This window comes from Halomonas sp. S3-1-1 (genome assembly GCF_023757625.1).
In the GTDB taxonomy this organism is placed as follows: Bacteria; Pseudomonadota; Gammaproteobacteria; order Pseudomonadales; family Halomonadaceae; genus Vreelandella.
Window position 1 is genome coordinate 305,648 of record NZ_JALGBZ010000001.1, and the last position, 26,934, is coordinate 332,581.

At 61.3% G+C, this 26,934-nt stretch carries 27 protein-coding genes and 1 riboswitch; of the genes, 13 read left to right on the plus strand and 14 right to left on the minus strand.

Annotated features, from left to right (window positions below):
• The first annotated feature begins 13 nt into the window (after positions 1-13).
• From MQW23_RS01540 to MQW23_RS01550, 3 genes are all read left to right on the plus strand, one after another.
• Positions 14-412: an allophanate hydrolase-related protein gene (locus tag MQW23_RS01540; RefSeq protein WP_252106059.1), complete on the plus strand. Its 399-nt coding sequence runs from the start codon at positions 14-16 to the stop codon at positions 410-412.
• 74 nt (positions 413-486) lie between these two features.
• The gene (gene hydA, locus MQW23_RS01545) at positions 487-1,908 is read left to right on the plus strand and encodes a dihydropyrimidinase (RefSeq protein WP_252106060.1); all 1,422 of its coding nucleotides are present in this window, start codon (positions 487-489) and stop codon (positions 1,906-1,908) included.
• Between the two features lie 108 nt (positions 1,909-2,016).
• Positions 2,017-3,207, plus strand: a complete 1,191-nt coding sequence (locus MQW23_RS01550; RefSeq protein WP_252106061.1) for an MFS transporter — start codon at positions 2,017-2,019, stop codon at positions 3,205-3,207.
• A gap of 42 nt (positions 3,208-3,249) precedes the next feature.
• Here MQW23_RS01550 and MQW23_RS01555 read toward each other — a convergent pair whose 3' ends face one another.
• Both MQW23_RS01555 and MQW23_RS01560 read right to left on the minus strand, forming a co-directional pair.
• The gene (locus tag MQW23_RS01555) at positions 3,250-4,104 is read right to left on the minus strand and encodes a PhzF family phenazine biosynthesis protein (RefSeq protein WP_252106062.1); all 855 of its coding nucleotides are present in this window, start codon (positions 4,102-4,104) and stop codon (positions 3,250-3,252) included.
• 33 nt (positions 4,105-4,137) lie between these two features.
• A complete protein-coding gene (locus tag MQW23_RS01560; protein WP_252106063.1) occupies positions 4,138-4,296 on the minus strand; it encodes a DUF1127 domain-containing protein in 159 nt (52 codons plus the stop codon).
• A gap of 155 nt (positions 4,297-4,451) precedes the next feature.
• Here MQW23_RS01560 and MQW23_RS01565 point away from each other — a divergent pair, with 155 nt between their 5' ends.
• From MQW23_RS01565 to MQW23_RS01580, 4 genes are all read left to right on the plus strand, one after another.
• On the plus strand, positions 4,452-5,885 hold the full coding sequence (locus tag MQW23_RS01565) for an aminotransferase-like domain-containing protein (RefSeq protein WP_252106064.1): 1,434 nt from the start codon (positions 4,452-4,454) through the stop codon (positions 5,883-5,885).
• Positions 5,886-5,989: 104 nt separating this feature from the next.
• On the plus strand, positions 5,990-6,520 hold the full coding sequence (locus MQW23_RS01570) for a DUF1176 domain-containing protein (RefSeq protein WP_252106065.1): 531 nt from the start codon (positions 5,990-5,992) through the stop codon (positions 6,518-6,520).
• Between the two features lie 143 nt (positions 6,521-6,663).
• Entirely contained in the window at positions 6,664-7,434 is a 771-nt protein-coding gene (locus tag MQW23_RS01575) for a hypothetical protein (protein WP_252106066.1), read from the plus strand.
• A 159-nt stretch (positions 7,435-7,593) separates the two neighbouring features.
• Entirely contained in the window at positions 7,594-7,884 is a 291-nt protein-coding gene (locus MQW23_RS01580) for a putative quinol monooxygenase (protein ID WP_252106067.1), read from the plus strand.
• Here the strand turns inward: MQW23_RS01580 and MQW23_RS01585 are convergent.
• The 3 genes from MQW23_RS01585 to pdxR form a co-directional block, all read right to left on the minus strand.
• Positions 7,881-8,573, minus strand: coding sequence for a uracil-DNA glycosylase family protein (locus MQW23_RS01585; RefSeq protein ID WP_252106068.1), 693 nt, complete (start codon positions 8,571-8,573; stop codon positions 7,881-7,883). The genes MQW23_RS01580 and MQW23_RS01585 overlap by 4 nt on opposite strands.
• A gap of 50 nt (positions 8,574-8,623) precedes the next feature.
• The gene (gene pcsA, locus MQW23_RS01590) at positions 8,624-9,349 is read right to left on the minus strand and encodes a phosphatidylcholine synthase (RefSeq protein ID WP_353653842.1); all 726 of its coding nucleotides are present in this window, start codon (positions 9,347-9,349) and stop codon (positions 8,624-8,626) included.
• Positions 9,350-9,491: 142 nt separating this feature from the next.
• A complete protein-coding gene (pdxR, locus tag MQW23_RS01595) occupies positions 9,492-11,060 on the minus strand; it encodes a MocR-like pyridoxine biosynthesis transcription factor PdxR (RefSeq protein WP_252106070.1) in 1,569 nt (522 codons plus the stop codon).
• 103 nt (positions 11,061-11,163) lie between these two features.
• Between pdxR and MQW23_RS01600 the strand changes: the two genes are divergently transcribed.
• Positions 11,164-11,610, plus strand: a complete 447-nt coding sequence (locus MQW23_RS01600) for a GNAT family N-acetyltransferase (RefSeq protein ID WP_252106071.1) — start codon at positions 11,164-11,166, stop codon at positions 11,608-11,610.
• Positions 11,611-11,697: 87 nt separating this feature from the next.
• A complete protein-coding gene (locus MQW23_RS01605) occupies positions 11,698-12,150 on the plus strand; it encodes a rhodanese-like domain-containing protein (protein WP_252106072.1) in 453 nt (150 codons plus the stop codon).
• A 63-nt stretch (positions 12,151-12,213) separates the two neighbouring features.
• Here the strand turns inward: MQW23_RS01605 and MQW23_RS01610 are convergent, their stop codons facing one another.
• The 3 genes from MQW23_RS01610 to MQW23_RS01620 form a co-directional block, all read right to left on the minus strand.
• On the minus strand, positions 12,214-12,711 hold the full coding sequence (locus MQW23_RS01610) for a 6,7-dimethyl-8-ribityllumazine synthase (RefSeq protein WP_252106073.1): 498 nt from the start codon (positions 12,709-12,711) through the stop codon (positions 12,214-12,216).
• Positions 12,712-12,798: 87 nt separating this feature from the next.
• A riboswitch (FMN riboswitch) is annotated at positions 12,799-12,945 on the minus strand.
• 32 nt (positions 12,946-12,977) lie between these two features.
• A complete protein-coding gene (locus MQW23_RS01615) occupies positions 12,978-14,426 on the minus strand; it encodes an ATP-binding protein (protein WP_252106074.1) in 1,449 nt (482 codons plus the stop codon).
• Positions 14,423-15,085: a response regulator gene (locus MQW23_RS01620; RefSeq protein ID WP_252106075.1), complete on the minus strand. Its 663-nt coding sequence runs from the start codon at positions 15,083-15,085 to the stop codon at positions 14,423-14,425. Before MQW23_RS01620 ends, MQW23_RS01615 begins: the two co-directional genes overlap by 4 nt.
• 281 nt (positions 15,086-15,366) lie before the next feature.
• Between MQW23_RS01620 and MQW23_RS01625 the strand changes: the two genes are divergently transcribed.
• Together MQW23_RS01625 and MQW23_RS01630 are read left to right on the plus strand one after the other, a co-directional pair.
• Positions 15,367-16,416 carry a glycosyltransferase family 9 protein gene (locus tag MQW23_RS01625; RefSeq protein WP_252106076.1) on the plus strand — a complete coding sequence of 350 codons (1,050 nt, stop codon included), beginning with the start codon at positions 15,367-15,369 and terminating at the stop codon, positions 16,414-16,416.
• 47 nt (positions 16,417-16,463) lie between these two features.
• Entirely contained in the window at positions 16,464-16,775 is a 312-nt protein-coding gene (locus tag MQW23_RS01630; protein WP_252106077.1) for a hypothetical protein, read from the plus strand.
• A 147-nt stretch (positions 16,776-16,922) separates the two neighbouring features.
• On the opposite strand, the gene MQW23_RS01635 is transcribed toward MQW23_RS01630, so the two are convergent.
• Positions 16,923-17,396 carry a YbaK/EbsC family protein gene (locus MQW23_RS01635; RefSeq protein ID WP_252106078.1) on the minus strand — a complete coding sequence of 158 codons (474 nt, stop codon included), beginning with the start codon at positions 17,394-17,396 and terminating at the stop codon, positions 16,923-16,925.
• Between the two features lie 333 nt (positions 17,397-17,729).
• Here MQW23_RS01635 and MQW23_RS01640 point away from each other — a divergent pair, with 333 nt between their 5' ends.
• Positions 17,730-19,415, plus strand: a complete 1,686-nt coding sequence (locus tag MQW23_RS01640) for a methyl-accepting chemotaxis protein (protein WP_252106079.1) — start codon at positions 17,730-17,732, stop codon at positions 19,413-19,415.
• A gap of 82 nt (positions 19,416-19,497) precedes the next feature.
• Here the strand turns inward: MQW23_RS01640 and codA are convergent, their stop codons facing one another.
• From codA to MQW23_RS01655, 3 genes are all read right to left on the minus strand, one after another.
• Positions 19,498-20,745 (minus strand): cytosine deaminase, encoded by a 1,248-nt coding sequence (gene codA / locus MQW23_RS01645; protein WP_252106080.1) that lies wholly within the window; start codon positions 20,743-20,745, stop codon positions 19,498-19,500.
• Positions 20,746-22,023 carry a cytosine permease gene (codB, locus tag MQW23_RS01650; RefSeq protein ID WP_252106081.1) on the minus strand — a complete coding sequence of 426 codons (1,278 nt, stop codon included), beginning with the start codon at positions 22,021-22,023 and terminating at the stop codon, positions 20,746-20,748.
• A gap of 194 nt (positions 22,024-22,217) precedes the next feature.
• Positions 22,218-23,078 carry an ABC transporter substrate-binding protein gene (locus MQW23_RS01655; protein WP_252106082.1) on the minus strand — a complete coding sequence of 287 codons (861 nt, stop codon included), beginning with the start codon at positions 23,076-23,078 and terminating at the stop codon, positions 22,218-22,220.
• A gap of 265 nt (positions 23,079-23,343) precedes the next feature.
• Between MQW23_RS01655 and MQW23_RS01660 the strand changes: the two genes are divergently transcribed.
• A complete protein-coding gene (locus MQW23_RS01660) occupies positions 23,344-24,120 on the plus strand; it encodes a class I SAM-dependent methyltransferase (protein WP_252106083.1) in 777 nt (258 codons plus the stop codon).
• 12 nt (positions 24,121-24,132) lie between these two features.
• On the opposite strand, the gene preA is transcribed toward MQW23_RS01660, so the two are convergent.
• Both preA and MQW23_RS01670 read right to left on the minus strand, forming a co-directional pair.
• On the minus strand, positions 24,133-25,461 hold the full coding sequence (gene preA, locus MQW23_RS01665; RefSeq protein ID WP_252106084.1) for an NAD-dependent dihydropyrimidine dehydrogenase subunit PreA: 1,329 nt from the start codon (positions 25,459-25,461) through the stop codon (positions 24,133-24,135).
• Positions 25,458-26,837, minus strand: coding sequence for an NAD(P)-dependent oxidoreductase (locus MQW23_RS01670; protein WP_319022791.1), 1,380 nt, complete (start codon positions 26,835-26,837; stop codon positions 25,458-25,460). The genes preA and MQW23_RS01670 overlap by 4 nt, the downstream gene beginning before the upstream one ends.
• Positions 26,838-26,934: the final 97 nt, after the last annotated feature.

The following is a 26,934-nucleotide window of genomic DNA, read 5'->3' on the forward strand; positions in this document are numbered from 1 at the left end:
AGAGGAAATTTGCATGAGCGAGCAATCCAAAACAGTACGTATGTTCGTCAATGGACAGGCAATGTCGGGTGGCAGCATCAATTTTGCGTTAAAGGATGCGAAGTTTCTTGGAGCTATCAGTACCGCTGCCAAGTACCGCTTTTACTCTGTACGTGATGAGTTTCCGGGCCTATGGTCTGTCGAGCAAGGTGGACAATCGATTCCGGGGGAGCTTTACGAAGTGACTTACGCACAACTTCGGGATTCATTACTCCCTAACGAACCCTCCGAACTGGAGCTGGGAGTTATCGAAATGGAAGACGGTAGTGGTTCGTTGAGCATGAAGATGCGAGCTGAGGAAATCGATGCTGAAGGCGTGGTGGATATTACCGATGAGGGTGGATGGCTGAAGTACCTTGCCCGAAAGGCATAACGGTTCGTTGACCGAGTAGCGATAGGACACTCACTGGCTCAAAGCGCTTATTTCACTAGTAAAGGCACTTTTTCATGACTGGATTCGATTTGATCATCCGTAACGGAACCGTGGTCACCGCAAGCGATACCATGCGCTGTGATGTGGGGATTCGAAACGGCAAGATAGTGGCTTTAGCGGAGTCGTTGGATTCGGCCGAGCGCGAAATCGATGCGACCGGTTTGCTGGTCATGCCAGGCGGTATCGACAGCCACGTTCATCTGGCTCAACCGACAAGTGATGGCAGCGTCATGGCGGACGATTTCGAGTCTGGAACCCGTTCGGCGGCCTGTGGTGGTAATACGACGGTCATCGCCTTCTCGCTTCAAGAGCGGGGAGCATCACTGCTTGAGTCGGTCAAGGCGCACCATCAGCGTGCGGCGGACAAGTGCTATATCGACTATGCGCTGCACGCCATCATTACCGACCCGACCGTTCAGGCGCTCGAGCAGGATTTACCCCAAGTAGTTCAAGAGGGAGTCTCGTCGGTCAAGATTTTCATGACTTACCAGGATATGGCGTTGAACGATGCCGAGATATTCAAGGTCATGGAGGCAACGCGGCGTGAAGGTGCGCTGACCATGGTTCACGCGGAGAATTTCGACGCGATCCAACAGATGACCGAGCGTCTTGAAAAAGCTGGCCAGAACGGCCCGCGCGGCCATGCCGAATCTCGACCTATCGTGGTCGAACGCGAAGCGACCCATCGCGCGATCAGTTTTGCCGAACTTGTGGATGTCCCTCTGTTCGTCGTTCACGTTTCCGGTGGGGATGTGATCGAGCAGATTGAGTGGGCCAAGCGTCGTGGCCTGCCCATCTACGCCGAAACGTGTCCGCAGTATCTCACGCTAACCGCAGACGATCTTGATAAAGCCAACATGGAAGGGAGCAAGTACGTATGCAGCCCGCCGCCCCGAGACAAGGCTAATCAAAAAGCTTGTTGGGATGCGCTATCCAGAGACGTTTTTTCGACTTTCACGTCAGATCACTGCCCGTTCATCTATGAAAGCGAGACCGGCAAAAAAAAGGCGGGCTCGGATGCCAGCTTCAAATATGTGCCCAACGGGATTCCCGGCGTTGAAACGCGTCTCCCAATACTCTTTGGCAAAGGTGTCAGCGAAGGGCGTATCAGCCTGAACCAATTTGTTGCCTTGTCGGCGACGAATCATGCCAAGGTGTATGGAATGTATCCCCGCAAGGGCACCATCGCCATCGGATCGGACGCTGATATTGCACTCTGGGATCCTGAGAAGCGCATCACGCTCTCGCAATCCATGCTTAACCATAACTGTGACTACACACCTTACGAGGGCATGGAGCTGAAAGGCTATCCCGTCACCGTAATTTCTAATGGTGAGATAGTTGCAGAAAATGGCCGCCCGGTGGGTAGCGCTGGTAAAGGTACGTTTATCCCCCGAGGTGTATCGAGCCTGATTCCTGATCGAAGCAAATCCTGATGTTGGCAACATGGTCTGTGGCGCGAAGCGCTGACTCATTTAGTCTACGCTAAAGAGCGTTCAGCCCCGCCGGCCACGCGGCGGGGCGCTTGATTGGCAAGGATGTCCATGAGTGTTTCCTCCGCGGCAGCGCCGCATCGCATCGCTATCTTTCTCGGCGCCGCCCTGGCGTTTCTGACCACCATGATGGGCACCACGCTGCCTACGCCGCTCTACCCCATGTATCAGCAGACGATGGGCTTTTCGCAACTGATGGTCACGGTGATTTTCGCCGTCTACGCGGCGGGGGTGATCGCGGCGCTGCTGATCGCCGGGCGCTGGTCGGATCAGTTGGGGCGGCGGCCGATGCTTTTGGCGGGGCTGGCGCTGTCGGCGATCAGCGATGTGGTCTTTTTGCAGGCTGACGGCGTGGGGGCGCTGCTGGCGGGGCGCGTGTTGTCCGGGCTGTCGGCGGGTATCTTCACCGCAACGGCTACGCTTGCGGTGATGGAGCTGACCCCGCCGGGCTGGCAGCGCGCCGGCACGCTGGTGGCCACCGCCGCCAACATGGGCGGGCTGGGGCTCGGGCCCATGGTGGCCGGGTCGCAGGCCTCCCTTTTCGCCGCGCCAATGGTCGTGCCGTTCGGCGCTCATTTCGTGCTGGTGCTGGTGGCCGTTGCCTGTATCTGGCGCGCGCCGGAAACGGTCGAGCGCCCGGCGCGGCCTCGGCTAAGCGTGCAAAAGCCCGGCGTTCCGGCGGCGGTGCGTCCGGTGTTCATTCCGGCGGCCATCGCTGCCTTTGCCGGCTTCATGGTGTGCGGCTTTTATACCGCCGCTTCGCCGGCGTTTCTCGGCCAGGTGCTGGACTATACCCATCCGGCGTTGGTGGGGCTCGTGGCGGGGCTGGTGTTCATCGCCTCCACAGTGGGTCAAATGATGCAGGGGCGCCTGCCCGAAACGTCGCGCCTGCCCAGCGGCTGCGCGGTGCTGCTGGCCGGCGTGCTGATCGTGGCCTGGGGCATGGTCGAGGAACAGCTCGCCGGGTTCATGCTGGGGGCGGTGGTCGCCGGTATCGGCCAAGGCATCGCCTTTCGCGCCGGGCTCGGCGCAGTCTCGGCGGCCAGCACCTCGAAGGATCGCTCAGCGGTGGTCTCCACCTTTTTCGTCATCGCTTATGTGGCGATCTCGCTGCCGGTGGTGGGCATCGGGCTCATGAGTAGCGTGGCCAGCCTGAAGGTCACGGCGCTAACGTTCGACCTGGCCGTAGCGGCGCTTTGCTGCGTGTCGCTAGCGCTGCTGTATCGTCGCAAGCCGGCCTGAGACGTTGGCTGAAAAAGAAAGCAGCGTGTCGGGGCCAGCGGCTTATTCAACGTAGATCTCGCCTTTGCCTACCCGCACCGCGCGGCCGCCGACGCTAATCAGTTCGCCGGCCATGGCGGTTTCGATCACGCTGGGCCGGCCCATCTCCACGCCCTGATGAATGATGCACTGTCGTGTCTCGCTTCGGCGTGCCAGGTAGCCGGTGAGCGCCGCGGCGGCGCTGCCGGTGGCGGCGTCTTCGCACAAGCCGTGTTCGCGGCAGAACATGCGGGTTTGAAGCCTGGCGCTATCGCCGCTCGAGGCCTCGAGAGCGTAGAGGTAGATCTGTTCGGCGCCGCTGGGCGTCACCAGGCGGCCCCAGTCGGCAGCCGAGAGGTGCAGCTGTGCCAGCGCCTCCGGCGTTGCCAGTTCGATCAAATGATACGCCAGCCCACAGGAGGCGAGCACCGGCGTGCCGACGACCTGGTGCGCGTCGAGCCCCAGAAGCGCCGCCGCCGCGGGGCCATCCAGCGGGCTTTCGCTCACGCAGGCGGGGCGGGCGGTGGTAAAGGTCGCCTTGCCGTCTTCGAGTTCGACGACGAGCTCGCCCACCGGCGGCTCGAGCACCAGCGGATGCTTGCCATCAAACAGCCCTAGCTCGTTCAGAAGCCAAGCGGTCCCCACGGTCGGGTGGCCGGCGAACGCAAGCTCCTCGGCCGGCGTGAAGATGCGCATGGGGTAGTGATTCGCCGCGCTTGCCGCCCCCAGAAAGACCGTCTCCGCCAGGTTGAGTTCGCGGGCGACTCTTTGCATGGACGCGGTGTCGAGCGCGTCGGCTTCGAGAAACACTGCCAACTGATTGCCGGCGAAGCGCGTATCGGTGAACACGTCGAGAAGATGGTAGGTCGCGGTTTTCATGGTGACTCCTTGGCGAGCGGGTTGAGAAAAGGGTCAGAAGCGCCGGCGGCTCTCTCGATTTACCTGGGCGCGGCTGATGCCGACATCCTTTAAAAGCCGGTCGTCGAGAGCCAGCAGTTGGCGGCGGCTGCGCCGTCGCTCGAAGTAGCGGTACAGGCGGGCGCGAAAGCGAGCAAGCGTGAAGCGGGGCATGGGCGTTCTCCAGTGGATGACCCCTTCAGATTACCCAGCGCAATCGCCGCCATACAGATATAGAAATAACTGTTTTAACCATACAGGTGGGTGTTATTTTAGCGCTGTACGGTCGTTTTGACGATCAACTGTAAGGTGCCATCGAGGGAAACGCCGTGACACGCTATGAACGAGTCGCCGCTGTATTGCGTGAGCGCATCGAGCACGGTCTTTATGGCCCGGGTGACCGGCTGCCTTCGATTCGCGCCGTGTGCCAGGAGATGGCGGTGGGAATCTCGACCGCCCAGGAAGCGTATCGCCAGCTGATGGACGCCGCACTCATCGAGTCGCGCCCCAAATCCGGCTACTTCGTGCTGGCGGGGCACGCCCCCAGGGTGCTGCCCTCGGTGTCGCGCCCGGCCCAGCGGCCGGTGGACGTCTCCCAGTGGAATCAGGTGCTGGAGCTCGTGGCCACCCAAAATGAGGACGACCGGCTGCTGCTGGGCCGGGGTGTCCCCAATCTCGACTACGCTACGCTCAAGCCGCTGTCGAAAATTCTGGGCGGGCTGCACCGCACGGCCGAACTCAGCGGTTTCAACTACGATAAACTCATCGGAAGTCTGGAGCTTCGCCAGCAGGTGGCCAAGCTGGCGGTCGCCTCCAACTGCCTGCTGCACCCGGACGATATTTTGATCACCACGGGCTGCCAGGAGGCGCTTTCCATCGCGCTTCGCACCCTGACCCAGCCCGGCGACGTGGTAGCGGTGGATTCCCCCAGCTTTTACGGCACTATGCAGATTCTTAAGGCCGGCAGCCTGAAAGCGCTCGAGATTCCCACCGACCCGCAAACCGGCATCAGCCTGGAAGCGCTGGAGCTGGCGCTGGAGCAGTGGCCGATTCGCGCGATACAGATCACTCCCACCTTCAACAACCCGCTGGGCTACACCATGCCCGCCGAGCGAAAGCGCGCGTTGGTACAGCTTGCTCAGCGCTTTGATGTGGCGATCATCGAAGACGATATCTACGGCGATCTGGCGTTTTCCCAGCCCCGCCCACCGACCGTGAAGTCTTTCGATACCGACGGCCGAGTGCTGCTGTGCAGCGGTTTTTCCAAGACCCTTTGTCCCGGGCTCCGAGTCGGTTGGCTGGCGCCGGGGCGCTATCGCGATCAGGCACTGCACATGAAGTACGTTTCCACCGGCGCCTCGGCGACGCTTCCGCAGCTGGCGGTGGCGGCCTTTATCGCCAAAGGGCATTTCGATCGCCACCTGCGCTCGGTCATCCGCCAGTATCAGCGCCAGCGCGACGTGATGATTGACTGGGTGCAGCGCTACTTTCCGGCAGGCACCGGCATTAGCTACCCCCAGGGCGGCTTTCTGCTCTGGGTGGAACTGCCCGCCGCGGTGGACTGCGTGCGCCTCAACGAGCGCCTGGCCGAGCACCACCTGCACGTGGCCCCGGGGTCGCTGTTTTCCGCCTCCGGCAAGTTTCGTCAGTGTTTGCGGCTGAACTACGCCTTTACCCTGACGCCGGATATCGAAGCGGCGGTGCGTACGGTGGGGGCGTTAGCGAAGGTAATGGTGGACGAGATGCGGGCGCCACTGGGCTGAGGGAGCCTTTAGGCGATGCAAATGACTGATCGATATCATCATGCGTTGACGCATTGGAAGTCGGCAATGGCCGGCGCTTTTTTAGCACGCTACAGGAGAAAGCCATGAAGTTACGCACGTTAAGCGGGTGGGTCGTTGTGGCCTTGAGTCTTGGCATCGGCGCCGTCAATGCGCAAGAGCCCCTTGATGAGGCAAACGTGTTACCCGATGACATCGCGGCCATGGTGAGCGATACCTGCGCGCCGCCGGTCGATGACGGGCGTCGTCTTTCGTCGGCGCACTACGCGGTGGAAGGCGACACGAGCGGAGATTTATGGCTCGCCGTGTGCATTGCCGGCGCCTATCAAACCAGCTATGAAGCGATCTATCAGGCTGAGGATACCGCGCCGCGCAAGCTGCTTTTCGCCCAGTGGCGCAATGGCAGCTGGACGGGGACCGATCTGCTTTATAACCCGAGCTACGACCCACACACCGGTGTGCTGACCGACCAGTACAAGGATCGCGGCGCCGGCGGCTGTGGCGGCGAGCGCACTTGGCAGTGGGAGAACGGCGATTTCCGCCTCATCGAGTATCGCGCGGCAGAGGCGTGCAGCGAAGAGAACCTCGAACTTCCCATCATCTTCGAAGCCGAGTGAGGATCACCGTTCTATCGATGAGCGTAAATCGATGAGAGTAAGGTGCAAGCTGCGCGGTGCAAGCGGTGGGAGGGCTTGATGTACCCCCTCACGTAATACGATAAACTCCTTGTTTTTTAGAATCTGCTTAATAAGGAGAAACGGTGAAAAAACTACCTGTCGTCACTCGACTCTACGCGTGGGGGGGAGTGACCTTCTTTAGCTGGATGCTGTATCTATACGTTCATGAACATCATCCGTCGGCAGAAGGCCTGGCGCGGACGAGCTTTCTGGGGTGGCGATTCGATACGGGAGCGTTGCTGACTCTTGTTACGTGCGTTTTTATCGCAACCCTGCTGATGGGAGTAGTGGCCTACTTCATCGAAAAACGATTGGGTCGCATTTGGGGCAGATTTCTTGCGGTGATTCCTGTAGCGGGTATCGGGCTGGCCGCGTACTACAGCCCCTATGCCCTGGAGGAGAGATCGCCGTATGTACCTCATTTTGCCAAGGACTCCACCGTCGACTATCCCCTGAAAAATCAGTATATCTATCCCCCTAATAGTCAGGAGCATCATGCAATGGCTCCTTTACCATTGCTGGTGATGTATGAGAAAAGCTTTACGAACATGGGCGACAAAGTGATGTGCCCCGCGTGGCTTTACGAACGAAAAGGCCCCGTCTTCGTCAAGAGCTACTACACCTATGACCCTGACGAGTATTCCTGGTCTTATGATACCGACGTCAGCGTGTACGAAGCACCGGAGACGAAAGCAAGCGCCTGTGATCAGATACGAAACGAGCTATTCACCAAGTACGATTGGGAGGAGGTCAGCGAGTCGGAACAGCTCGAGCTTGCCAGAATTAATGAAATTTTTAGAGATCTCGGTAGGTTTTCTACAAAACGCGTTTACCGCCCGCGCCAAGCGCGTTAAAGAGGCGCTCGGAGGCCACTCGTCCAAGAGGAATAAGGTCATCAGTCTCTCGAAGTATTCGCCGCTTTTCCATTTCTGAAAAACGGCTTTGAACGTCTGGCGCTACAGGTACGGCGGCTTTATTGCCAGAATGCGCTCTCCACTCCAAAGGAGAACGACATGGCAGCTTATTATCTTTGTGCGCGTATTCGGGCGACCGACCCCGAGCGGTTGAGCGAGACCCGGGAGAGGCTTTCCCAGTTGGAGGCGGTGACCCAAACGGAGCCCGCCTGCCATCAGTTTCAGGTGCTGGAAGACACGGCGCGAGCCGGGGATTTTCTGCTTTGGGAGTGTTGGGAAGGCAAGGCGGGGCTCGAGGCACACTATGACGCCCCGCACACCCAGGCGCTGCTGGCGGAAAAGCTCACCGAGATCGTCGAGATCACGGAGCTGGGCCGGCCGGGCGCTTAAAGCGTCAGGTTATCCGGGCGCACGTTCAGCTGCTCCAGCCGCTTTTTCAAAAGCCCGGGAAAGCGCGTGTACCAGGTCTGGTTGAGCGGCGAGGGGTGGGGCAGCGGGTGCAGGGTGAAGGTGCGCGACTCGCCCCGCGCGTCTTCGAGCGTGACATCGATCGAGTTCGTAAAACGCTCGTCGCTTTTCCAGAACGCCTCCAGCCGGTCGCGCTCCGCCTTCGGGCGGTCGATGCCGAACCATAAAAACGCTTCACGCCCCAGGGTGATCAGGTGCTGGCCGTCCCAGCGCGAGATCAGCACCTCATTCATCACATCATGAAAGTGGCGCTTGACCTTCATCGACCACGCCTTGTTGCCAACCGGCTTGTAAGGCACGGTGTTGATCCAGAAAAAGTGCTCGCCCACCGCTTGTGAGGCCTCGAAATCCGGCAGCTCGTCGCCGTAAAGGTGGCGGTAGAGCGCCTTCCTCACCAACTGGCCGCCGGCGCCGATGAAGGGTGCCTGATAGCGAACTTCCTCCCGGCCCGGGTCGCGGCCGAAAAAGCCGATGCGCAGATTAGCTTTGCCAAGGCCGATGATCGGCTCCAGCGGGTCGCGCTCGAAGCGCGCGTACACATCAAGATCGATACCGTCGATCTCGGCGGCAAGCGCTCTAAAGCGCTCGCGCTGCTTGGCGGTCAGCGGCATCCTTGCCTCCTTTCAAACGGCGTCCTGGGTCAGGTAATCTCAGAACCAAATCAGACGAACCACTCCTGAGCGGTGCGCCAGACGCACATGCCCACGAAGTAGATCGAGGCCACGGCCAAACCCAAAAGCGCCCAGCCAGCGTGCACGGGGCTTGTGAGAATTAATGAGGTGGCACACACGCACCACATCAGCGTGACGGCGATATTGAACGGCATGAAGCGGCGCACCCGGAAGGGGTGGAGGAACTTCATTTTGGTGACGGTGAGAATGGCCAGGAAGATGATGGCCGCAAAGGTGAGCCAGGGCGGGAAATCGAGGATGAAAAAGTAGGCCGCCGCGATGTTCCACGCCGCCGGGAAGCCGACGAAGTAGTTGTCCTGGCTTTTCATGTCGACGTTGCAAAAGCAGAACATCGACGACAGCAATATGGTGAACACCGCCAAAAGCTCGAAGCCCGCCGGTAAATTGACGAAGTAGTAGATGAACAGCGCCGGGATGAACGCCCAGGTCAGGTAGTCGATGACCATATCGAGCGTGGAGCCGTCGAAGTGAGGCAGAATGGTTTTGACCTCGTACTTGCGCGCTAGGGTGCCGTCGAAGCCGTCGATCATCATCGCCGCGCCCAGCCACAAAAGGCAGGCCACCGGGTTATCGTCGATCAGGGCCAAAAGCGCCATGGTACCCAGCAGCACACCGCTGGCAGTGAGCACGTGCACACTCCAGGCCTTGTATCGTGAAGCGTGAGACGGTGGGTGTGAAGAGAGCGGTTGAGCCACGATAACCCCATTGGGAACGCCGGGTTCCCTTGCTGTATTGGTGTATAGACAAGCGTGCGAGACGCTACACTACTATAACAGGTCACGTGGCGTAAGCAGTCAGCCAGGCTCCTTTCAGCATGGCCGCTCCCGCGCGAATCCGCTAGCCGGGCGTGCGCTCTTTCGCGTGAGCGTGCCCCGCTGCTCCTTTTGGGTCCTTTGGCAAGACCTGCCTTTCGGCTTTTGAATGCTTTAGATCGAGCCACGCGGTCGTAAGCCAGCGCCCGGCGCGAAGAATCGCGTCTTCGTTCGCGCCGGCGTAACCCAGCACCAATCCGGCGCGCATAGGGGCCTTCAGGTAATAGCGCGAAAGCGGTGACAGCGTCACGCCGGCCTGGCTTGCTTTTGCCATCAGCGCCTCCTCCTCGGCAACGGATTCGAGCTCGGCGACCAGGTGCATGCCCGCGTGGCCCGAAGAGAGCGTCAGCCCCTCGGCCACCGCCGGGGCCAGCGCCCGTCGCAGGCAGGCCTGGCGCTGGCGGTAACTTGTGCGCATGCGCGCGATATGGCGGGAAAAATCCCCGCGCAGGATGAACTCCGCTAGCGCCGCCTGAATGGGGTAGTGGCCTTCGCGGTGTAGCCTGGCTTGAGCCAGGCGAAAAGCGGGCGCCAGCGCCTCGGGCAGCACGATATAGCCCAGTCTCAGCGCAGGGTAGAGCACCTTGCTGAAGGTGCCGATATAGATCACCCGCGCCTGATCGTCGGGGCCTGCCGCCAGCCCTTGCAGCGACGGCGCCGGCGGGATGTCGTAGCGAAACTCGCTGTCGTAGTCGTCCTCGATCACCCAGGCGCCGTGCGCCGCCGCCTGCTCCAGAAGCGCCAGGCGCTTGGGCACCGGCATGGTGACCCCGCTTGGGTACTGGTGCGACGGGGTGACGTAGATCAGCGTCGGTGAGGCGCTCCCCGCCGGGCGGCGTGCCGGATTGATGCCCTCGTCGTCCACGGGCACGGGCACCACGTCGAGTCCGGCGGCCAGAAAGCTGGTCTGGACACCACCGTAGCCTGGCTCCTCCATCCACACGCTGTCACCGCGGTCGGTCAGAAGCTGTGCGACCAGCTCGAAGGCCTGCTGCGCGCCCTGGGTGATCACGATCTGCTCCGGGCGGCAACGCACCGCCCGTGACAGCGTCAGGTAATCGCACAGCGCTTCCCGCAGTGCCAAAAGCCCGCCTTGGGTCTGGTAGGCGAGCCACTGCTCTTCGGCTTGGCGGTAGTGGCGGCGCAGCAGGCGCTGCCACTGGGCATGAGGAAAGAGATCCAGCCCCGGCACGCCGGGGGCGAACGCCAGGTGGCGCTCGCTCAGCGTGCCGCAACGCTCCAACAGCGCCTCGCCGCGGGCGGAAACGCGCCCCGGCGCCGCCATCGGCGCGGCGGGCAGTGATGTGAGGGGCGAAAGGTCGGCAACGAAGAGCCCGGCGCCTTGTTTCGGTTCCACCAGCCCTTCGGCGATCAGCCGCTCGGTGGCGGCCAGCACCGTGTTGCGCCCAATAGAGAGCCCGCGGGCCAAACGCCGTGACGAGGGCAGCCGGCTGCCGGCGGATAGCTCGCCACGCTGAATCCAGTCGCGAAGCAGCTGGTAAAGCTGGCGAGCCAGCGGCGTGTCGGTACGCGGCGCCAGGCGCAGCGCTAGGGCGTCGATAATCCAATCCGTCGAAGTCGCGCGTTGGGTCACTGGTTCCCTCGTAACGGCTAAAAGTGGCTCTTATGTGGGAGCCACTATAGCGCGAGACTGAGTGGCCCGATACGAGATCAAAACGCGTTCAATGGAGCCAGCGATGCACACGAGAGCCGCCGTACTCAACGACCTGCCCACCCTGACGGCCCTGCTGGACGGTTACCGCCAGTTCTATGGCCAACAAAGCGATGTGGCCGCCGCCCGCCACTTTCTCGAGCAGCGCTTCGGGTTGGGGGATTCGTTTATTCTGGTCAGCGAAGACGATAAAGGCGACATGACCGGTTTCGTGCAGCTTTATCCCGGGCTCTCCACCGTGGGGCTCAACAGCCGCTGGACACTGAACGACCTGTTCGTGGCGCCCCAAGCGCGGGGCCAAGGCGCCGGGCGCGCGCTGATGAACGCGGCAAGCGCGCTTGCCCGCGAGCACGGCGTGCCACGGCTGGTGCTGATGACCCAGGTAGAGAACAGCGCCGCTCAGCGGCTCTACGAGTCATTGGGATGGCAGCGCAACACCGCGTTTTATAGTTATTTGTTGGATGTCGCATAGCTGGATATGGCATGACTGGATGTGACATGGCCGGATGTAACATGGCCGGATATCGCATCGTCAGATATCGAATAAAGGAGCAACCTGATGTCTTCCACCCCTTCCGCGGTTCTCGCGTTTCCACCGGCGGTGCCTGATGCCATGGCGCAAGCGATGTACGACAAACTTTGCCATCACACCGACGCCTGGGATTTGGCCCAGGACCTGGCCGCCGGTGTGGAGGCGATCGTGGTGATCGACACGCGAAGCCAGGCGCACTACCGGACGGGCCATATACCCGGCGCGGTGAGCCTGCCACACCGTGAGATGACGCCCGCGCGGCTTGCCACCCTGGACCCCGAAAAGGTATACGTCACCTACTGCGACGGCATCGGCTGCAACGGCTCGACCAAAGGGGCGTGGAAACTCGCCCAGGCGGGCTTCAAGGTGAAGGAGCTGCTGGGCGGGCTGGATTTCTGGCGCCGGGACGAACACCCGGTGCAGACGGGAGACGAGCGCGGCTCGCTTTCAGGCGAGGCCCGCTCACTCTGCGGCTGCTAGTTCACCTTCCATTTGATCAAACCCGGCATCGCGCCGGGTTTGATCGTAGGGCCAGGTTAAGCCTTAAGCCTCGCTTAGCTTGCGCGCGCGGTGCAGGTTCTCGATCGTATTCAGGCAGGCGCTGGCGGCTTCACGGCCCTTGGTCACGAAGTGATCGAAGTAGAAGTCGTGATGGGTCGTGTGCTCATGGAAGTGGTGCGGTGTCAGCACCACCGACAAAATCGGCACGCCGGTGTCGAGCTGGACGCGCATCATGCCGTCGATCACCGCGTGGGCGACGAAGTCGTGGCGGTAGATGCCGCCGTCGACCACAAAACCCGCGCCAACGATGGCACCAAAGCGCCCGCTCTCGGCCAGCACCTTGGCCTGTAGCGGAATTTCATAAGCGCCGGAAACGGTAAAGACATCGACCTGGTCAGCGCTGAGGCCGTTTTTCTCTACTTCCTCGATGAAGGCGCTGTACGCCTGGCCGACGATGTCGCCGTGCCAGTGGCCCTGAATGAAGGCGATACGCTGGGAGGTGGTATGGCGGGAAAGCTCTAACGGAAAGGTCTGATTCATGGTCATTCTCACGATAATGGGTGCCAGAATCAGGGCATGCGGCGCGGCGCCATGCACGCGCGGGGTTGCCCAATGCGCGTGCGACACGGCCGTTCTCTTTCATCCGGACTATCACCGTCGGCTTCGGAGTCTCACCGAATCTGCTGACCTCCAGCTACCTGGAGCGCTCGCGGGCTCGTGCCGTCAAAGGCCATCACCGCCGGTGGGGACTTTCACCCCGCCCTGAGAACATTGACTGACGAAGCGCAACGCTTCTGTCAGCCCGGTTATCTTACGTGGCCTGGCGAAAGACCGCTAGAGGGCGTGTCGCTGGCCGCCCACAGGATTTGGGCCTCCAGGCCGTGAGGCGAGCGGTTTTCCAGTACCAGCGTGGCCTGCTGGCGCTTGGCCAACTCGGTGACGATGGATAACCCCAGGCCGCTACCGGTCGTGCTCTGGTCGGCGGCGCGCCGAAAGCGTTCGGTTACCTTGCCCAGCAGCGCCTCGGGCAGGCCCGGGCCGGTATCGCGCACGAACAGTTTGGCCGACGTGCCTTTGCGCGCCAGCACGATATCGATGCGCCCGCCTTCCGGGGTGTAGCGAATGGCGTTATCCAGCAAGTTGCGAAACAGGATGCCGACATTGATCTCGTCGGCCATGACGTCAAGCCGGTTCAGGCCTGTCAGCGTCAGCGTTTGATGCCGCGCATGAGCCAGTGGCCACATCTCTGCTACTAACTCGGCGACGACGGGATAAACGTCGATAGTGGTAGGGCATGTCGACGAGGACTGATCCAGACGTGCCAGCACCAGCAGCTGTTCGACGACGCGCTGAAGGCGCTCCACGCCAGTGTAGGCCTTGCCAAGCGAGAGGGTCTCACCTGCCTGGGCATTATCGAGATGGATTCGCAGGGCGGCCAGGGGCGTACGCATTTCGTGGGCGGCGTCGGCGGTAAAGCGCCGTTCGCGCTCAAGCGTTTTTTCGAGCCGGTCGATAAAGCCGTTCAGGGATTGGTAGAGTTCGTCGAGTTCATCAGGCACGGCGCCGTCCAGTCGGCGCAGATCGTTGGCGCCGCGGCTTTTGACCTGGGCGGAGAGCGTGCTGATGGGCGCAAGCCCCCGGCGTATGATACGGCCCATCAACCAGAGCAGCAGCGGTAAAAGCAGCAGCAGGGGAATCAGGTTATTCCACGTTATGCGCTCGACTAACGCGGTATGGAAGCGGCTGCGTAGCCCCATGCTGATCCAGCGATCGCTTCGAGCATCGAACATGCTGAAAACGCGCCAGCGTTTGCCATCGAACGTCTCCCAGCGAAACCCCTCTTGCTGGGGGGCGGGAAATGGGCCGGGGCTGTTCCAGGGGCCGCCCAGTAACACGGGCGCGCGCTGTCGATCCCAAAAGCCCAGTACGAGCTTGCGCTCTTCTTCGTGGTAGAGCCTAGCGGGAACGCCGTCACGGTTGTTGGGGGCGGCAGGAGGCAATGGCTGGCCGTTACGATAGACCAGCGCAGGGTCACCTGGCAGGCTCATGTACGCGGCCAGTTGTAAGAGATCGTCCTGGGTCGGCTGACGGGAAAGCTGGCCGGCAACGAGGCGGCTATGAATGCTGAGCTGGGTATCCAGGATTTCTTCCAGCTCGTGGTCGGTGATCAGGTAAGCCGCTAGGGCGGCGAGACTGATGGCGGCGATGATCGTCAGCGCCAGCGTACGAATGAGATAGCGACGAATGGATCTCATGCGGCGCTACTGTCGAGGCGGTAACCGATGCCGCGAATGTTGACGATCAGGGGTTTGGAAAGCTTCTTGCGCAAATGGTAGATATGCACCTCCACCGCGTTGGATTCGACCTCTTCGCCCCAGCCGTAAAGAAGGTTTTCCAACCGCGGGCGCGACATGACCTTGTCAGCATGGCGCGCCAGCTCCAGCAGCAGAGCAAATTCGCGGCGGCCCAACTTGATCTCTTCGCCTTGCCAGTGCAGACGATGATTGGCTTCATCGAGACACAGCCCCCCGATGCTAAGAAGTTGCGATGCCCGCCCCTCCGAGCGGCGCGTGATGACTCGTAGTCGTGCCAGAAGCTCTTTCAAGTCAAACGGCTTGAGCACGTAGTCATCCGCCCCGGCATCCAGACCCAGAATGCGATCTTCGATGGCATCGCGCGCCGTCAGAATCAAAACCGGCAGCGTCGAACGCTGGCGCAGCATTTGTAACACCTGTATGCCATCCATATCCGGCAGTCCCAGATCCAGAATGACCGTGCTAAAGGCCTCCTGATGCGCCGCGGCGAGCGCCTCGCGTCCTTTCAGGAACCACTCTACGGTATACCCCTCACGTTCGAGAGCCGTCTTGATGCCATCCCCCAGCAACGGGTCGTCTTCGATCAGCAGCGCGCGCATGGCAAACCTCGGGTAATCACGAATAGCCCGTAGTGTGACGATCAATACTTAAGCTTTTCTTAATTGGCGCGCTTTGCTGACGTGCTCGCACCGTGTCGTCGAGTCGAGCGCTTCATTCTTTTTTAAGTCAGCAGGAGCAGACTCTGCCAGGCAGGCGAGGGTAGAGCGTTGCCTGCGTTTAAAGACCTGCCACTGACCCGCTGTCGTTATTCATCGGAGACTGTCACGTGCTGCTATCACGCATTAGAACGAACCCTTTTTTGAAAACCCAAGCGCGTCGAGTGGAGAAGCGTTTCAAACAACTGCTTCTGCTGGCGTTACAGCGAATGATCCGGGTCGCGCCGATAGAAAAAATTGAAGATATCGCAGAGATCAACACCATCCTGCTGATTCGTCCCAACTTCCGGCTTGGCAATACACTCATGAGTGCGCCCGTCATTGATGCTTTTCGCGAGCGCTTTCCCGAGGCGACCATCGATTATCTGACAACTGACTCGGCGCTGCCCTTGCTGCAACACCGCCCGGCGGATCATTTTTACATGCTGTCAAGAAAGGCGATTCTGCGTCCCTGGCAAGCCGTTGCTCTGCTGCGGTGCCTGCGCGCAAAACGCTACGACCTCGCCGTTCAAGTGAGCGGCGGCTCGACGACAGGGCTGGTGGTCACCCAGTTGATCAAGGCGCGCTACACGATGGGGGCGCGAAAGCGTCACGCACGCTGGTACAACCTGGAGACGCAAGGGCGCGCCTTGCACAACTATGACGCCATCGTCGATCTAACGCGCCCATTGGGCGTGGCCTGTCGCAACCGCCCGCTGCTCGAGCTAACGCCGTGGGAGCGTTTAGAGGGTGAGGCCAGGCTGGCCGCGATGTGGACGGCGCAACGCCCAACCGCGCAGGGCCCTGTGGCCATCTTCGTCGGTGGACATGCGGACAAGCGCTGGCCGCTCTCCTTTTGGAAAGAAGTTCTGGCTGCGCTGGAGGCGAGCCAGATTCATCACGTCGTTTTCCTAGGGCCGGAGGAGTTTCGCCTGTCACGCCCACTGCAGGAGCAACTATCGAAATCACGCTACGCCGCGCTTTGCCAGCCGCTACCCGTTCGGCAATTTGCCTCGGTACTCAGTGGTGCCCGTTTGCTGGTCACGCCGGATTCCGGGCCTATGCACCTGGCCGCCGCCCTTGGCATTCCAACCGTTTCGCTGATTCGACAACGCTGTTCTCTGGCGTTCGTGCCGCGTGAGCCTTTCGACATCATGCTGTGGCAGCCCAGCGTTTTGCAGGTCATTAACGCCATTTACGCCTCGATGGGGCAGGGGTACGCCAAGGCGGCATGACCGCTGGCAACGATGCGACGAGACCAGATAAAGAGAGGGCACTGAACATGAAAGCCAACGTTTTATCCAACGCTTACCCGTGTGCCGATAGCGGTACTTTTTGGCCGGCAGGCGGGCGCATTCTCGGTGTTACGGCCGCATTTTTACTGGCCCTGCCCTGGCTTTTGGCCTTGGGAGACGTGGAAGCGTGGTTGGCGCTCGCGGGTGTTGCCGCCGGCGGGGCCGCGCAGTGGCTTGGCAAGGCCACAATGACGTTTACGGACGCCAGTACGTGCATGGATGCCTCGTTTCTGACGCATTTGGAGGCCCTGGGCGCGGCGTGCGTGGGCACTTTACTACTGCTTTATGTACTGGCGTAAGAAAAGCCGGTGGGGAAGCGCTTTACGCCTTGCCACCGGGTCAATTCGCAGCGAGTGCTGTCAGGAAGGATGAGCGCATATGCTCGACCCGTCGTGCTCGGGGGCTATAACGGTGTTGCCGCCTTTTGACGGCAACACCGCCAGCGTTCAGAAAGCAGTAGGGGCGGCGCAGATATTGACCCACTCACCACGAACCAGCTCCGCCAGGCGTGACGGGGCGATACGTACCGCACTGTTCGGCGAGCCCGCCGCCGGCAGCACCTCATCAAAGCGCTTGAGCGAATCATCGCAGTAAACCGGCAGATCAGTGGCCAGACCAAAGGGGCAGACGCCGCCTACCGGGTGGCTGGTCAGCTCCATCACCGTTGCTTCGTTGAGCATTTTTGCCTTGCCGTCGAAGCGCTCGCGAATCTTTGTGTTATCCAGGCGCACGTCGCCGGCGGCGACCACTAGGAAGGGCTGCTCGCCCACCTTCAGCGCCAGCGTCTTGGCGATCTGGCCAGGCTCGACGCCGTGGGCCTTCGCGGCCAGCTCGACGGTCGCGGTGCTCTGTTCGAGTTCGATGATTTCCAGGTCCGGGGCGTGCTCGGCCAGAAACCCGCGCGCGGTATCAATGCTCATAAAACGGCTCCTTGTCGTGAACCGTTTCAGGTTAAACCGCTTTTTGAATCTCGGCCAATTCGGGGAAGGATGACGATGTTTCACGGCTCACGGCGTCGTCGCTGTGCTCTTTCTCTATGCTCTTTCTTTATGCCCTGTCGCTTTAACGGTCTGCGCGGTTACAGCGCCAATTGTTAAAAAAGATGAACTCAATGTTTCGGGTTGAAGGGGAGTTGTAACATTAAAAAGCCCAAAGGAAGTATTAAGGGCGGTCAAGGGGAGAGGGAGTTAATTCCCCTTAATTAAACTAAAAAAAGCGGGAGTATGCATACTCTTGCAGCGAGGCTCGCACGCATGAACCGTGTACTTGGTAATTTATCCGTAAAAACTGGATTGACGTTGGTGTTAGCGATCTTTGCGCTGTTGATCGCGCTGATCGCATTTCTGGGGTATCGAGCGGGAGAGGAGGGTAAAACGTCGCTTGCCATGGTCGACCGTTCGGCCGATCAAATGCGGGCGGTCAATTTAGTGCGATTGGCGGTAGCGGACGCTCAGTTTTTCTACCTGAATAGCTACGTTGCATTGAGCGAGGGCAATGGCTCGGTCGCGCGCGATTACCTGGCGAAAGCGCAGGAGAAGCAGACCCAGTCCCAGAACATATTTTCGAATTTCGATACGGTGAATATTCAAACGCCGCTCATGGGAACGCTGGCGTCCAGTTTCCAGAGTCTGGTCGAGCAGGGGTTGTCGGCTCAGCAATCGTTGCTATCGGCGGGCGATCTGCAGGGGTTTCGTAACGCCAGAGCCGCTGGCAGCGATTTGAATCAGCGCTTTATCGAATCGGCCTCTGCTTATAACGACTACATGTCCGAACGTAACAGCCAGGAAGTAGCCGAGTTTGAAAGCGTCATGCAGCGCCAGGGCTACATCTATATCGCCGTGTTGGCGTTGGCCGCGCTCATCGTCTTTTTGGTACGTACTGCCATGGTGAGCGCCATCGTCAAACCGCTGAACGGCGCCGTCGGGCACTTCGAGCGAATCGCGCAGAACGATCTCTCGGGCACGGTCGATAACCGCGGCCGTAATGAGATCGGCAAGCTCTATAGCGCCATGCAGCACATGCAGAGTAACCTGGCCAAAACGGTGTCGGCGGTGCGCGATAGCAGCGGCTCGATCCATATCGGGGCGCGGGAAATTGCCAGCGGTAACGTGGATCTCTCCTCGCGTACCGAGCAGCAGGCATCGTCTCTTCAGGAAACCGCGACCAGCATGGAGCAGTTGACCGCGACCGTTAAGCAAAACGCCGATAACGCTCGTCAGGCAAGCAAGCTCGCCAGCGACGCCTCGCGCATCGCCGGTAGCGGCGGTGAGGCGGTCGATCAGGTCACGACCACCATGCAGGGGATCTCCCAAAGCTCACAAAAAGTGTCGGACATCATTGCAGTTATCGATTCGATCGCCTTTCAGACCAATATCCTGGCGCTCAACGCCTCGGTGGAAGCGGCGCGCGCTGGCGAGCAGGGGCGCGGCTTTGCGGTGGTGGCCAGCGAAGTGCGCAATCTGGCCAGCCGAAGTGCCGATGCAGCCAAGGAGATCAAGGCGCTGATCGAGGCCTCGAGCGCTCAGGTGAAAGAGGGCTCGGTGCTGGTGGAAAACGCCGGTGAAACCATGCGCGAGGTGGTAGCCTCGGTACGTCGCGTGAACGACATCATGGATGAAATTTCGGCGGCCTCCCAGGAGCAGAGCGCCGGCATCGAGCAGGTCAACCAGGCGGTCGCTCAGATGGATGAAGTGACTCAGCAAAACGCCGCGCTGGTGCAGGAGGCCTCCTCGGCGGCAAGCTCGCTGGAAGAGCAGGCGGCGCGGCTGGAAAGCGTCGTCTCGGTCTTTCGCCTGGCACAGGGAGAGCGCCTTTCGCAGCCGGCCTTGATCGAGCCGCCGAAGCCCTCGCTGAAGCCTTCGTTTCAACCAAAGCTTGCGCGCCCGGCCACGCCTGCCCCGATGGCGGCCAGCGCCAACGCCAGTTGGGAAGCGTTCTAGGCGTCTCTAATCAGTTGCGATGCCGTTCATGCCGACGCCCCCTTTTCGCGAGGGGGCGTCGTTTAAAGAGCGCTTGCGTCTTTTAGCCGATCCAGGGCGGGGTAACGATTTTCGCCGGCTCGCGCTGCATGATGGTCTCGCCGTGGCGCACCGAGAGCAGCACGTCGCCCTGATTGCGCAGCACGCTGTAGTCGTCTTCGCCCTCGAGCAGATTAAAACTGGCCGGTTTGCCCACCTCGATGCCGTAGCGATCTTCGATATTGAGCGTGCGCGCGCTGTTGTCGGTCACGAGTGACAGCGCCTTGCTGAAATCCTTGTAGCCCATCATCTGGCAGATGTGCAGGCCGAAATCGAGCGTGCGCAAAAGTTTGCCGTTACCCAGCGAATACCAAGGGTCGAAGATCGAGTCCTCGGCGAAGCAGACGTTGATGCCCGCCGCGTCGAGCTCCTTGACCCGCGTGACGCCACGGCGCTTGGGATAGGTGTCGAAGCGCCCCTGCAAGTGAATACTTTCGGTGGGGCAGGCAATGAAATTGATGTTCGACTGCTTGAGCAGCCGGAAAAGCTTGGAGCAGTAAGCGTTGTCGTAGGAGTGCATCGCCACTGTGTGGCTGGCGGTAACGCGGGCGCCCAAGTCGTTGAACAGCGCCTCGCAGGCCAGCACTTCGAGAAAGCGCGAGTTGGGGTCGTCGATCTCGTCGCAGTGCACGTCCACCAGCCGGTCGTATTTCATGGCAAGCTCGATCACCCGCTTCATCGAGGCCACGCCAAGCTCCCGGGTGTACTCGAAGTGGGGAATGCCGCCCACCGCGTCGGCGCCGATCTCCAGCGCCTCTTCCATCAGCCGGTCGCCGCCCGGGTAGGAGAGCAGGCCGTCCTGGGGGAAGGCGACCACCTGGATGTCGATCTTGTCCTTGAACTCGTCGCGCAGTGCGCAAAGCGTCTTGAGGCCGACCAGGCTCGGGTCGCTGGTGTCCGCGTGGGTGCGCACGAACTGCACGCCGTTACCGATCAGCAGGTTGAGCGTTTTGATGACGCGCTGGCGGATGTCTGCTTCCGACAGCATTGGCTTGCGCTCGCCCCAGCGCTCGATGCCCTCGAACAGCGTGCCGCTTTCATTCCAGGCGGGTTCGCCGGCGGTCAGCGCCGCGTCCAAGTGGATATGCGGCTCGATGAACGGCGCGCAGGCAAGCTTGCCTCCGGCGTCGAGCTGGTCGGCCGAGGCCTCAATGGGGCCGGTCTGGGTCTCGATGGCGGTGAACACGCCGTTGTCGATCTTGAGCTCGAAAAGCTCGGAACGTTGGCGCAGGCGGGCGTTGACGATATGCATTCAGTGGCTCGCAGAGTGTTCGGCAGAAGAGGAGAGGCGGTCGGCCGGTACCGGTTGGCCCACGCGCAGCAGTAGGGCATAGCTTAGCGCGGCCACCAGCACGCCGACCAGCGGTGGCAGCAGCGGCGAGAAGTAGGCCGCCGCGGCGCCAATGGCGTAAGCAGTGAGGCCGCGATGATCGAAAGCGGGCAGGTTGGCATCAATCAGGGCCGGGTAGCGGCCCCGGTGTTTGAGCCAGAAATCCGCCATGATCACCCCGCCCATCGGTGGAATGAAGGTGCCCAGCAGCACCAGAAACGGAATCAGGTAGTTGTACATGCCGCCGACCGCCAGCACGGTGCCGATCGCCGCGCCCGCCACGGTCACCGTGCGCCGCCGGTCGGTGCGGATCAAATTGCACCCGGCCACGGCGAAGTTGTAGATGGTGTTGTCCTGGGTGGTCCAGATATTGAGAAACAGCATCAGCACCGCAATCGACACGAACCCCTGGGCGATCAGCACGTCGACGATGTCCGCCTGCTGGTAGATCATCGCGCCGAGCGCGCCGGTCAGTACCATCAAACCGTTGCCGACCATGAAGGCCGCAAGCGTGGCGATCACCGCGATGCGCGGGCTTTTGGCGAATCGGCTCCAGTTGGTCGCCTGGGTGCCGCCGCTGATGAAGGTGCCGATGATGACCGTCACGGCGGCGGCCATGTTCATGCTCTCGGTGGGCACCAACCGGGCGAGCCCTGCGGTGCCGCCGACATCGACCAGCCCCGTGATTAGGCTCAGCAAGATGAAGAGCATCATGGCCGGGACGGCGAAGCGCGACAGCCAGTCCATGCCGCGATAGCCGATCATCGCGGTGATGCAGAAACCGAACCCGAAAAGCACCATTAAGGGGATTTCCATCCACGTTTGCATCCCGGTGGTGCGTACCAGCACCACGGCGATGGTGGCGGTGCCCCAGGCGTACCAGCCGATCTGAGTGAAGCCGAGGATGAAATCCGAGAGCTTGCTGCCCTTTTCGCCAAAACAGAAGCGCCCCATGAGCACGGCGTTGAGCCCGCTCTTGCAGGCAATGTAGCCAAGCGCGGCGGCGTAGGCGCCGAGCAGCAGATTGCCGAGCAGCACGATCCACAAAAGCTTGCCGATGGGAAAGGCCTGACCCAGCGAGCCGCCGGCCCACATGGTCGCGGTGAAGAAGGTGAACCCCAGTAATACGACGGACGTAGAGAGGAGTCCCTTGCGGGCGCTGGCGGGCACCTCGCTCAGCGGATAGTCGGACGTTTGCATGCTCAAGGCCTCGTGACGGCGCATCGCGCGCGTTGCTGTAAACACGTTAATAAAGCAATAAACAGGCCAGTTGAGCGTTTTCTAATAAGCCGCAAGATGGCCGGTTCCGGTCGCACGGGGTGGGGCGGGGCAAAAAAACGCCCCCTCGCAGGGAGGGGGCGGGGTCGTTCAAGGCGCTGCGGCAGACCTGGCTATCAGGCCTCGGGCTCGGTGCCCAGCGCGCTCACCACTTCGTCGATCTGAAGCGAGAGGCTCTGCAGGCCGCCGCCGGAGAGATACCAAAGCGCCGGCGAAAGCACGGCGACCTCGGCATTGGCGGCGCCGGCCTCTTCGAGCTGCTGGCGCAGTTCGTCGGCGTCGAGCGGCTGTTGGCCGATGGCGGCGCTGCGGTCAATGACCAGCACGCGCTCCGGGTCGATCTCGGCGATCGCCTCTGGCGAGAGGCGTGTAAAGCTGCGCTCGCCGAAGGTTTCGGTCTCGACGCTTTCCGGCATTTCCTGCTTCTCGACGCCCAGCACGTCATGAACGACCGGGTGCTCGTTGAGCGAGTAGTTGCCGTCGTTGTGAGTCACGACCAGTGTGCGCGGGGCATCCGCGAGCGCTTCGCGCTGGGTCTCGATTTCATTGTGCAGCGTTTCGAGGGCGTCTTCGGCCTCGCTCTCAAGGCCTGCATGTTCGGCCAACGTGCGCACGTTATCATCAAACGCCGCGAGGTAGTCGTCGCCGGTCAGGCCCGCATCGAACAGCGGCGCGATCGCCTCTAACGCTTCCTTGTGTTCGTTTTGACGGCCGGTATAAACGATCAGCGTCGGCTCGCTCTCGGCCAGCGCGTCGAGATCCGGCGTTTTCAGACCGCCGAGATCGGCGTAGTCGCCCTCTTCCAGGCTCGATAGATAGTTGGGCGTGGCCTGTTTGGGATAGCCGACCACCTGATCGCTTGCGCCCAGCGCGACCAGCGTATCCAGGCTTCCCAGATCGAACAGCGCGAAGCGCTCTTCGGCGTGGGCACCGGCGCTGAAGGCCAGAAGTGAGGAAGTGACGAGCACTGATTTCATGCCGGTTTTCTTCATGCCATTCCTTTATGAGAAAGTGTTTTATATGAGATTTATTATCATATTAGTAATAGTTAGGCTTTGTCACTCTTTTTAAAACATCAGTTTCTAAAACATGAGTTTTTTTAGAACATGCGTTTTTCAAAACAGCGGCTCTCGAAAAGAGCGGCAGCGATCGCCGGATAAATTGATATGTTATATTATATTTATTTAACGCGGTGCTTGCCGTCATAATGACTGCAGCCGCAACAGAGCAGGGAGAACCTGGGTGGCATCGGTACTTTTCGAACATATTGAAGCGCTTCAAGGCGAGCGCGAGTGGGGCGACTTTCTGGATGCCGGCACAGGCGTCAACTCGATCAACTGGGTGAGCGGGCTCGACACAACGCGCTGGACGGCGGTGACCGGCGCCGGCGGCATGGCCCACAGCGTCGAGCGCGCCGTTCAGGGCAAAAAGCGTGAGCAGGACCGGCTGGTGCTGGGCAACTGGCAAGACCCGCGCTTTCTCGCCGATGAGCGCTTCGACACCGTGCTGGCGGACTACCTGCTCGGCGCCATCGACGGCTTCGCCCCTTACTGGCAGGACGAGCTTTTCCCGCGGCTCTGCGCGCTAACCAAAAAGCGGCTGTACCTGGTCGGTCTCGAGCCCTACGTGCCGTTCGATGCCACCACCGCGTCGGGCAAACTGGTGGTGGAGATCGGTCGGCTGCGCGACGCCTGCCTGCTGATGGCCGGCGAGCGCACCTACCGCGAGTACCCGAGCGCTTGGGTCGAACGCCAGCTCGACCGGGCTGGTTTCGAGGTCGTCGAGACCAAGCGCTTCCCGATCCGCTACGGCAAGAAGTTCGTCGAGGGCCAGATGAAAATGTGCCGCCAGCGCATGGCGACGATCGCCGACCGCTACCTGGCCCGGGCGATGCTCAAGCACGTCGAGGATCTGGAGCGCCGGGTGCTTGTGCACATCGAGATCGACGGCGGACTTAGCCACGGCGCGGACTACGTGATGGTGGCCGAGCCGAAAAAAAGCGCCCCGCAGGGCGCTTGAAGCGTTTCACGTTTAGCCTGCGGCCTTGAAGGGGTTGCGCGGATCGTTGTCCCAGGCCAGAAAGTCCTTGCCGGTTTCCTGGGGCACCATGGTGATGCAGTTCTCCACCGGGCAGGTGATCTGGCAGAGATTGCAGCCCACGCACTCCTCGTCGATCACTTCATAGCGCCGTCCACCGTCTTCCTCACTGAGCTTGGCGATCGACTGGTGCGAGGTGTCTTCGCAGGCGATATAGCAGCGCCCGCACTCGATGCACAGGTCCTGATCGATATGGGCAATCGTCTTGAAGTTGATGTCCAGGTGTTTCCAGTCGGTGGTCTGCGGGATCGCCTTGCGCGAGAACGCCTCGATCGACGCATAGCCTTTCTCCGCCATCCAGCGCGACAGCCCGTCCTTCATCTCCTCGACGATGCGAAAGCCGTTGAGCATCGCCGCGGTGCAGACCTGCACGCTGCCCGCGCCGAGGGCGATGAACTCCGCGGCGTCGCGCCAGCTCGAGATGCCGCCGATGCCGGAAATGGGCAGCGTCGGAGTGGCCGGATCGCGGGCGATCTCGGCCACCATGTTCATGGCGATGGGCTTGACGGCGCTGCCGCAGTAGCCGCCGTGGGTACTCTGGTGGCCCACGGTGGGCTTGGCGACCATGTTGTCCAGATCGATGCTGGTGATCGAGTTGATGGTATTGATCAGCGACACCGCATCGGCGCCGCCGCGAAGTGCCGCCTGAGCGCCCACGCGAATATCGGTGATGTTGGGCGTCAGCTTTACGATCACCGGTTTGGAGTAGTACTTCTTGCACCAGGCGGTAACCTGCTCGATTAGCTCAGGGTTCTGGCCCACCGCCGCGCCCATGCCGCGTTCCGGCATGCCGTGGGGGCAGCCAAGATTCAGCTCGATGCCGTCGGCGCCGGTGGCCTCGACCCGCGGCAGAATGTAGGCCCAGGATTCTTCCACGCAGGGCACCATGATCGAGACGATCAGCGCCCGGTCCGGCCAGTCCTTCTTCACCTGGGTGATTTCCGCCAGGTTCACCTCCAGCGAGCGGTCGGTGATCAGCTCGATGTTGTTGAAGCCGATGACCTCGCGGTTCTTGCCGTAATGGGCGGAGTAGCGCGACGAGACGTTCACCGCCGGCGGCTCCTCGCCAAGGGTCTTCCAGACCACGCCGCCCCAGCCGGCTTCAAACGCGCGTACCACGTTGTAGGCCTTGTCGGTGGGCGGCGCCGAAGCGAGCCAGAAGGGGTTGGGCGCCTTGATACCGGCAAAGTTGACCGACAGGTCGACACCGTTGACGACGCTGTCGCCGCTGTTGGCTTTATCGGGGAATGGGAGTGTGTTCATGCTGCCTCCTGACGCGCGATCAGCGCCTGGTGAATGGCGTGGGCGGCAAGCTTGCCGTGCTGCACGGCCTGCACGGTCAGATCCTGCCCCGGCACCACGCAGTCGCCCCCGGCGTAGACGCCGGCCATCGAGGTCTGAAAGTGGTCGTCGATGCGGATGCGCTCGCCGTCGCGGGCAAGCTCGGCGGCGGTGGCGTCCGCAAGGCTCTGGCTCTCGAAGCCCTGACCGATGGCCTTGAAGATGGCGTCCGCCGGGATATCGACGTGTTCCCCGGTCAGCGCCAAGCCGCCTTCCTCGGCGCGGGTTCTGGCGAAGCGCATGCCCGACACGCGCCCCTGATCGTCGAGCAGCACTTGATCCGGCTGCGCCCAGGTCAGCATGCGCACGCCGTTGGCCTTGGCGATCTCCTGCTCGTGGTGGGTAGCAGACATCGCCTCCAACCCGCGTCGGTAGACCAGCGTGACCTCGGTGGCACCCAAGCGCGCCATTTGGGTGGCCATGTCGATCGCCGTGTTGCCAGCGCCGATCACGATGCAGCGCCGGGCGACGGGCAGCTGTCCCAGATCGTTGGTCTGGCGCAGCAGCTTGATGTAGTCGACGGCGGCGAGCGACCCCGTGGCGTCTTCGTCACCGAGCATCAGCGCCCGGCTGGCGCCGAGGCCCAGGCCCAGAAACACGCTGTCGAAGCGCTGGTTTAGCGCATCAAGCGTGACGTTCTCGCCCAGGCGCTGGCCGTACTCGATGTCGATGCCGCCAACCTCGAGCAGAAACTCCACCTCGCGGCGGGCGAAGTCGTCGGTCATCTTGTAGCGGGCGATGCCGTACTCGTTGAGCCCGCCGGGCTTCTGTTCGGCCTCGAAAATGGTCACCCGATGACCCAGCAGCGCGAGCCGGTGCGCGCAGGAGAGCCCGGCGGGGCCGGCACCCACCACCGCGATATGACGCCCGGTGCTGGCAGCCCGCTTGAACGGGTGGCCGTCAAACTGCATGTGATCGGTGGCGTGGCGCTGCAAGAGGCCGATGAGCACCGGCTGGCACTCGGCGTCGTGATTACGCACGCAGCTTTGCTCGCAGAGAATCTCGGTGGGGCACACCCGGGCGCAGCTGCCGCCCAGGATGTTGGCTTCCAGAATCGTCTGCGCCGCGCCGTTGACGTTGCCCTCATTGATCTGGCGAATGAAGCTCGGCACGTCGATATCCGACGGGCACGCCTCGACGCAGGGCGCATCGAAGCAGTAGAGGCAGCGCTGGCTCTCGATGATCGCCTGGCGCTGGGTGAGCGGTGGATGAAGGTCGCTGAAATTGCCGCTAAGCGTGGGGCCGTCGTAGGTGCCGACCTCTTGCGCGCTGGGCAGGTAGTCGAGTGGATGGGTCACGGTCATCTCTCCCGATACGTGTGTATCGATCGCTTTTATATCGCTGTTTTTATCAATCGATTTTATATCGATCGTCGTTATATCGATGGGCGCTGTC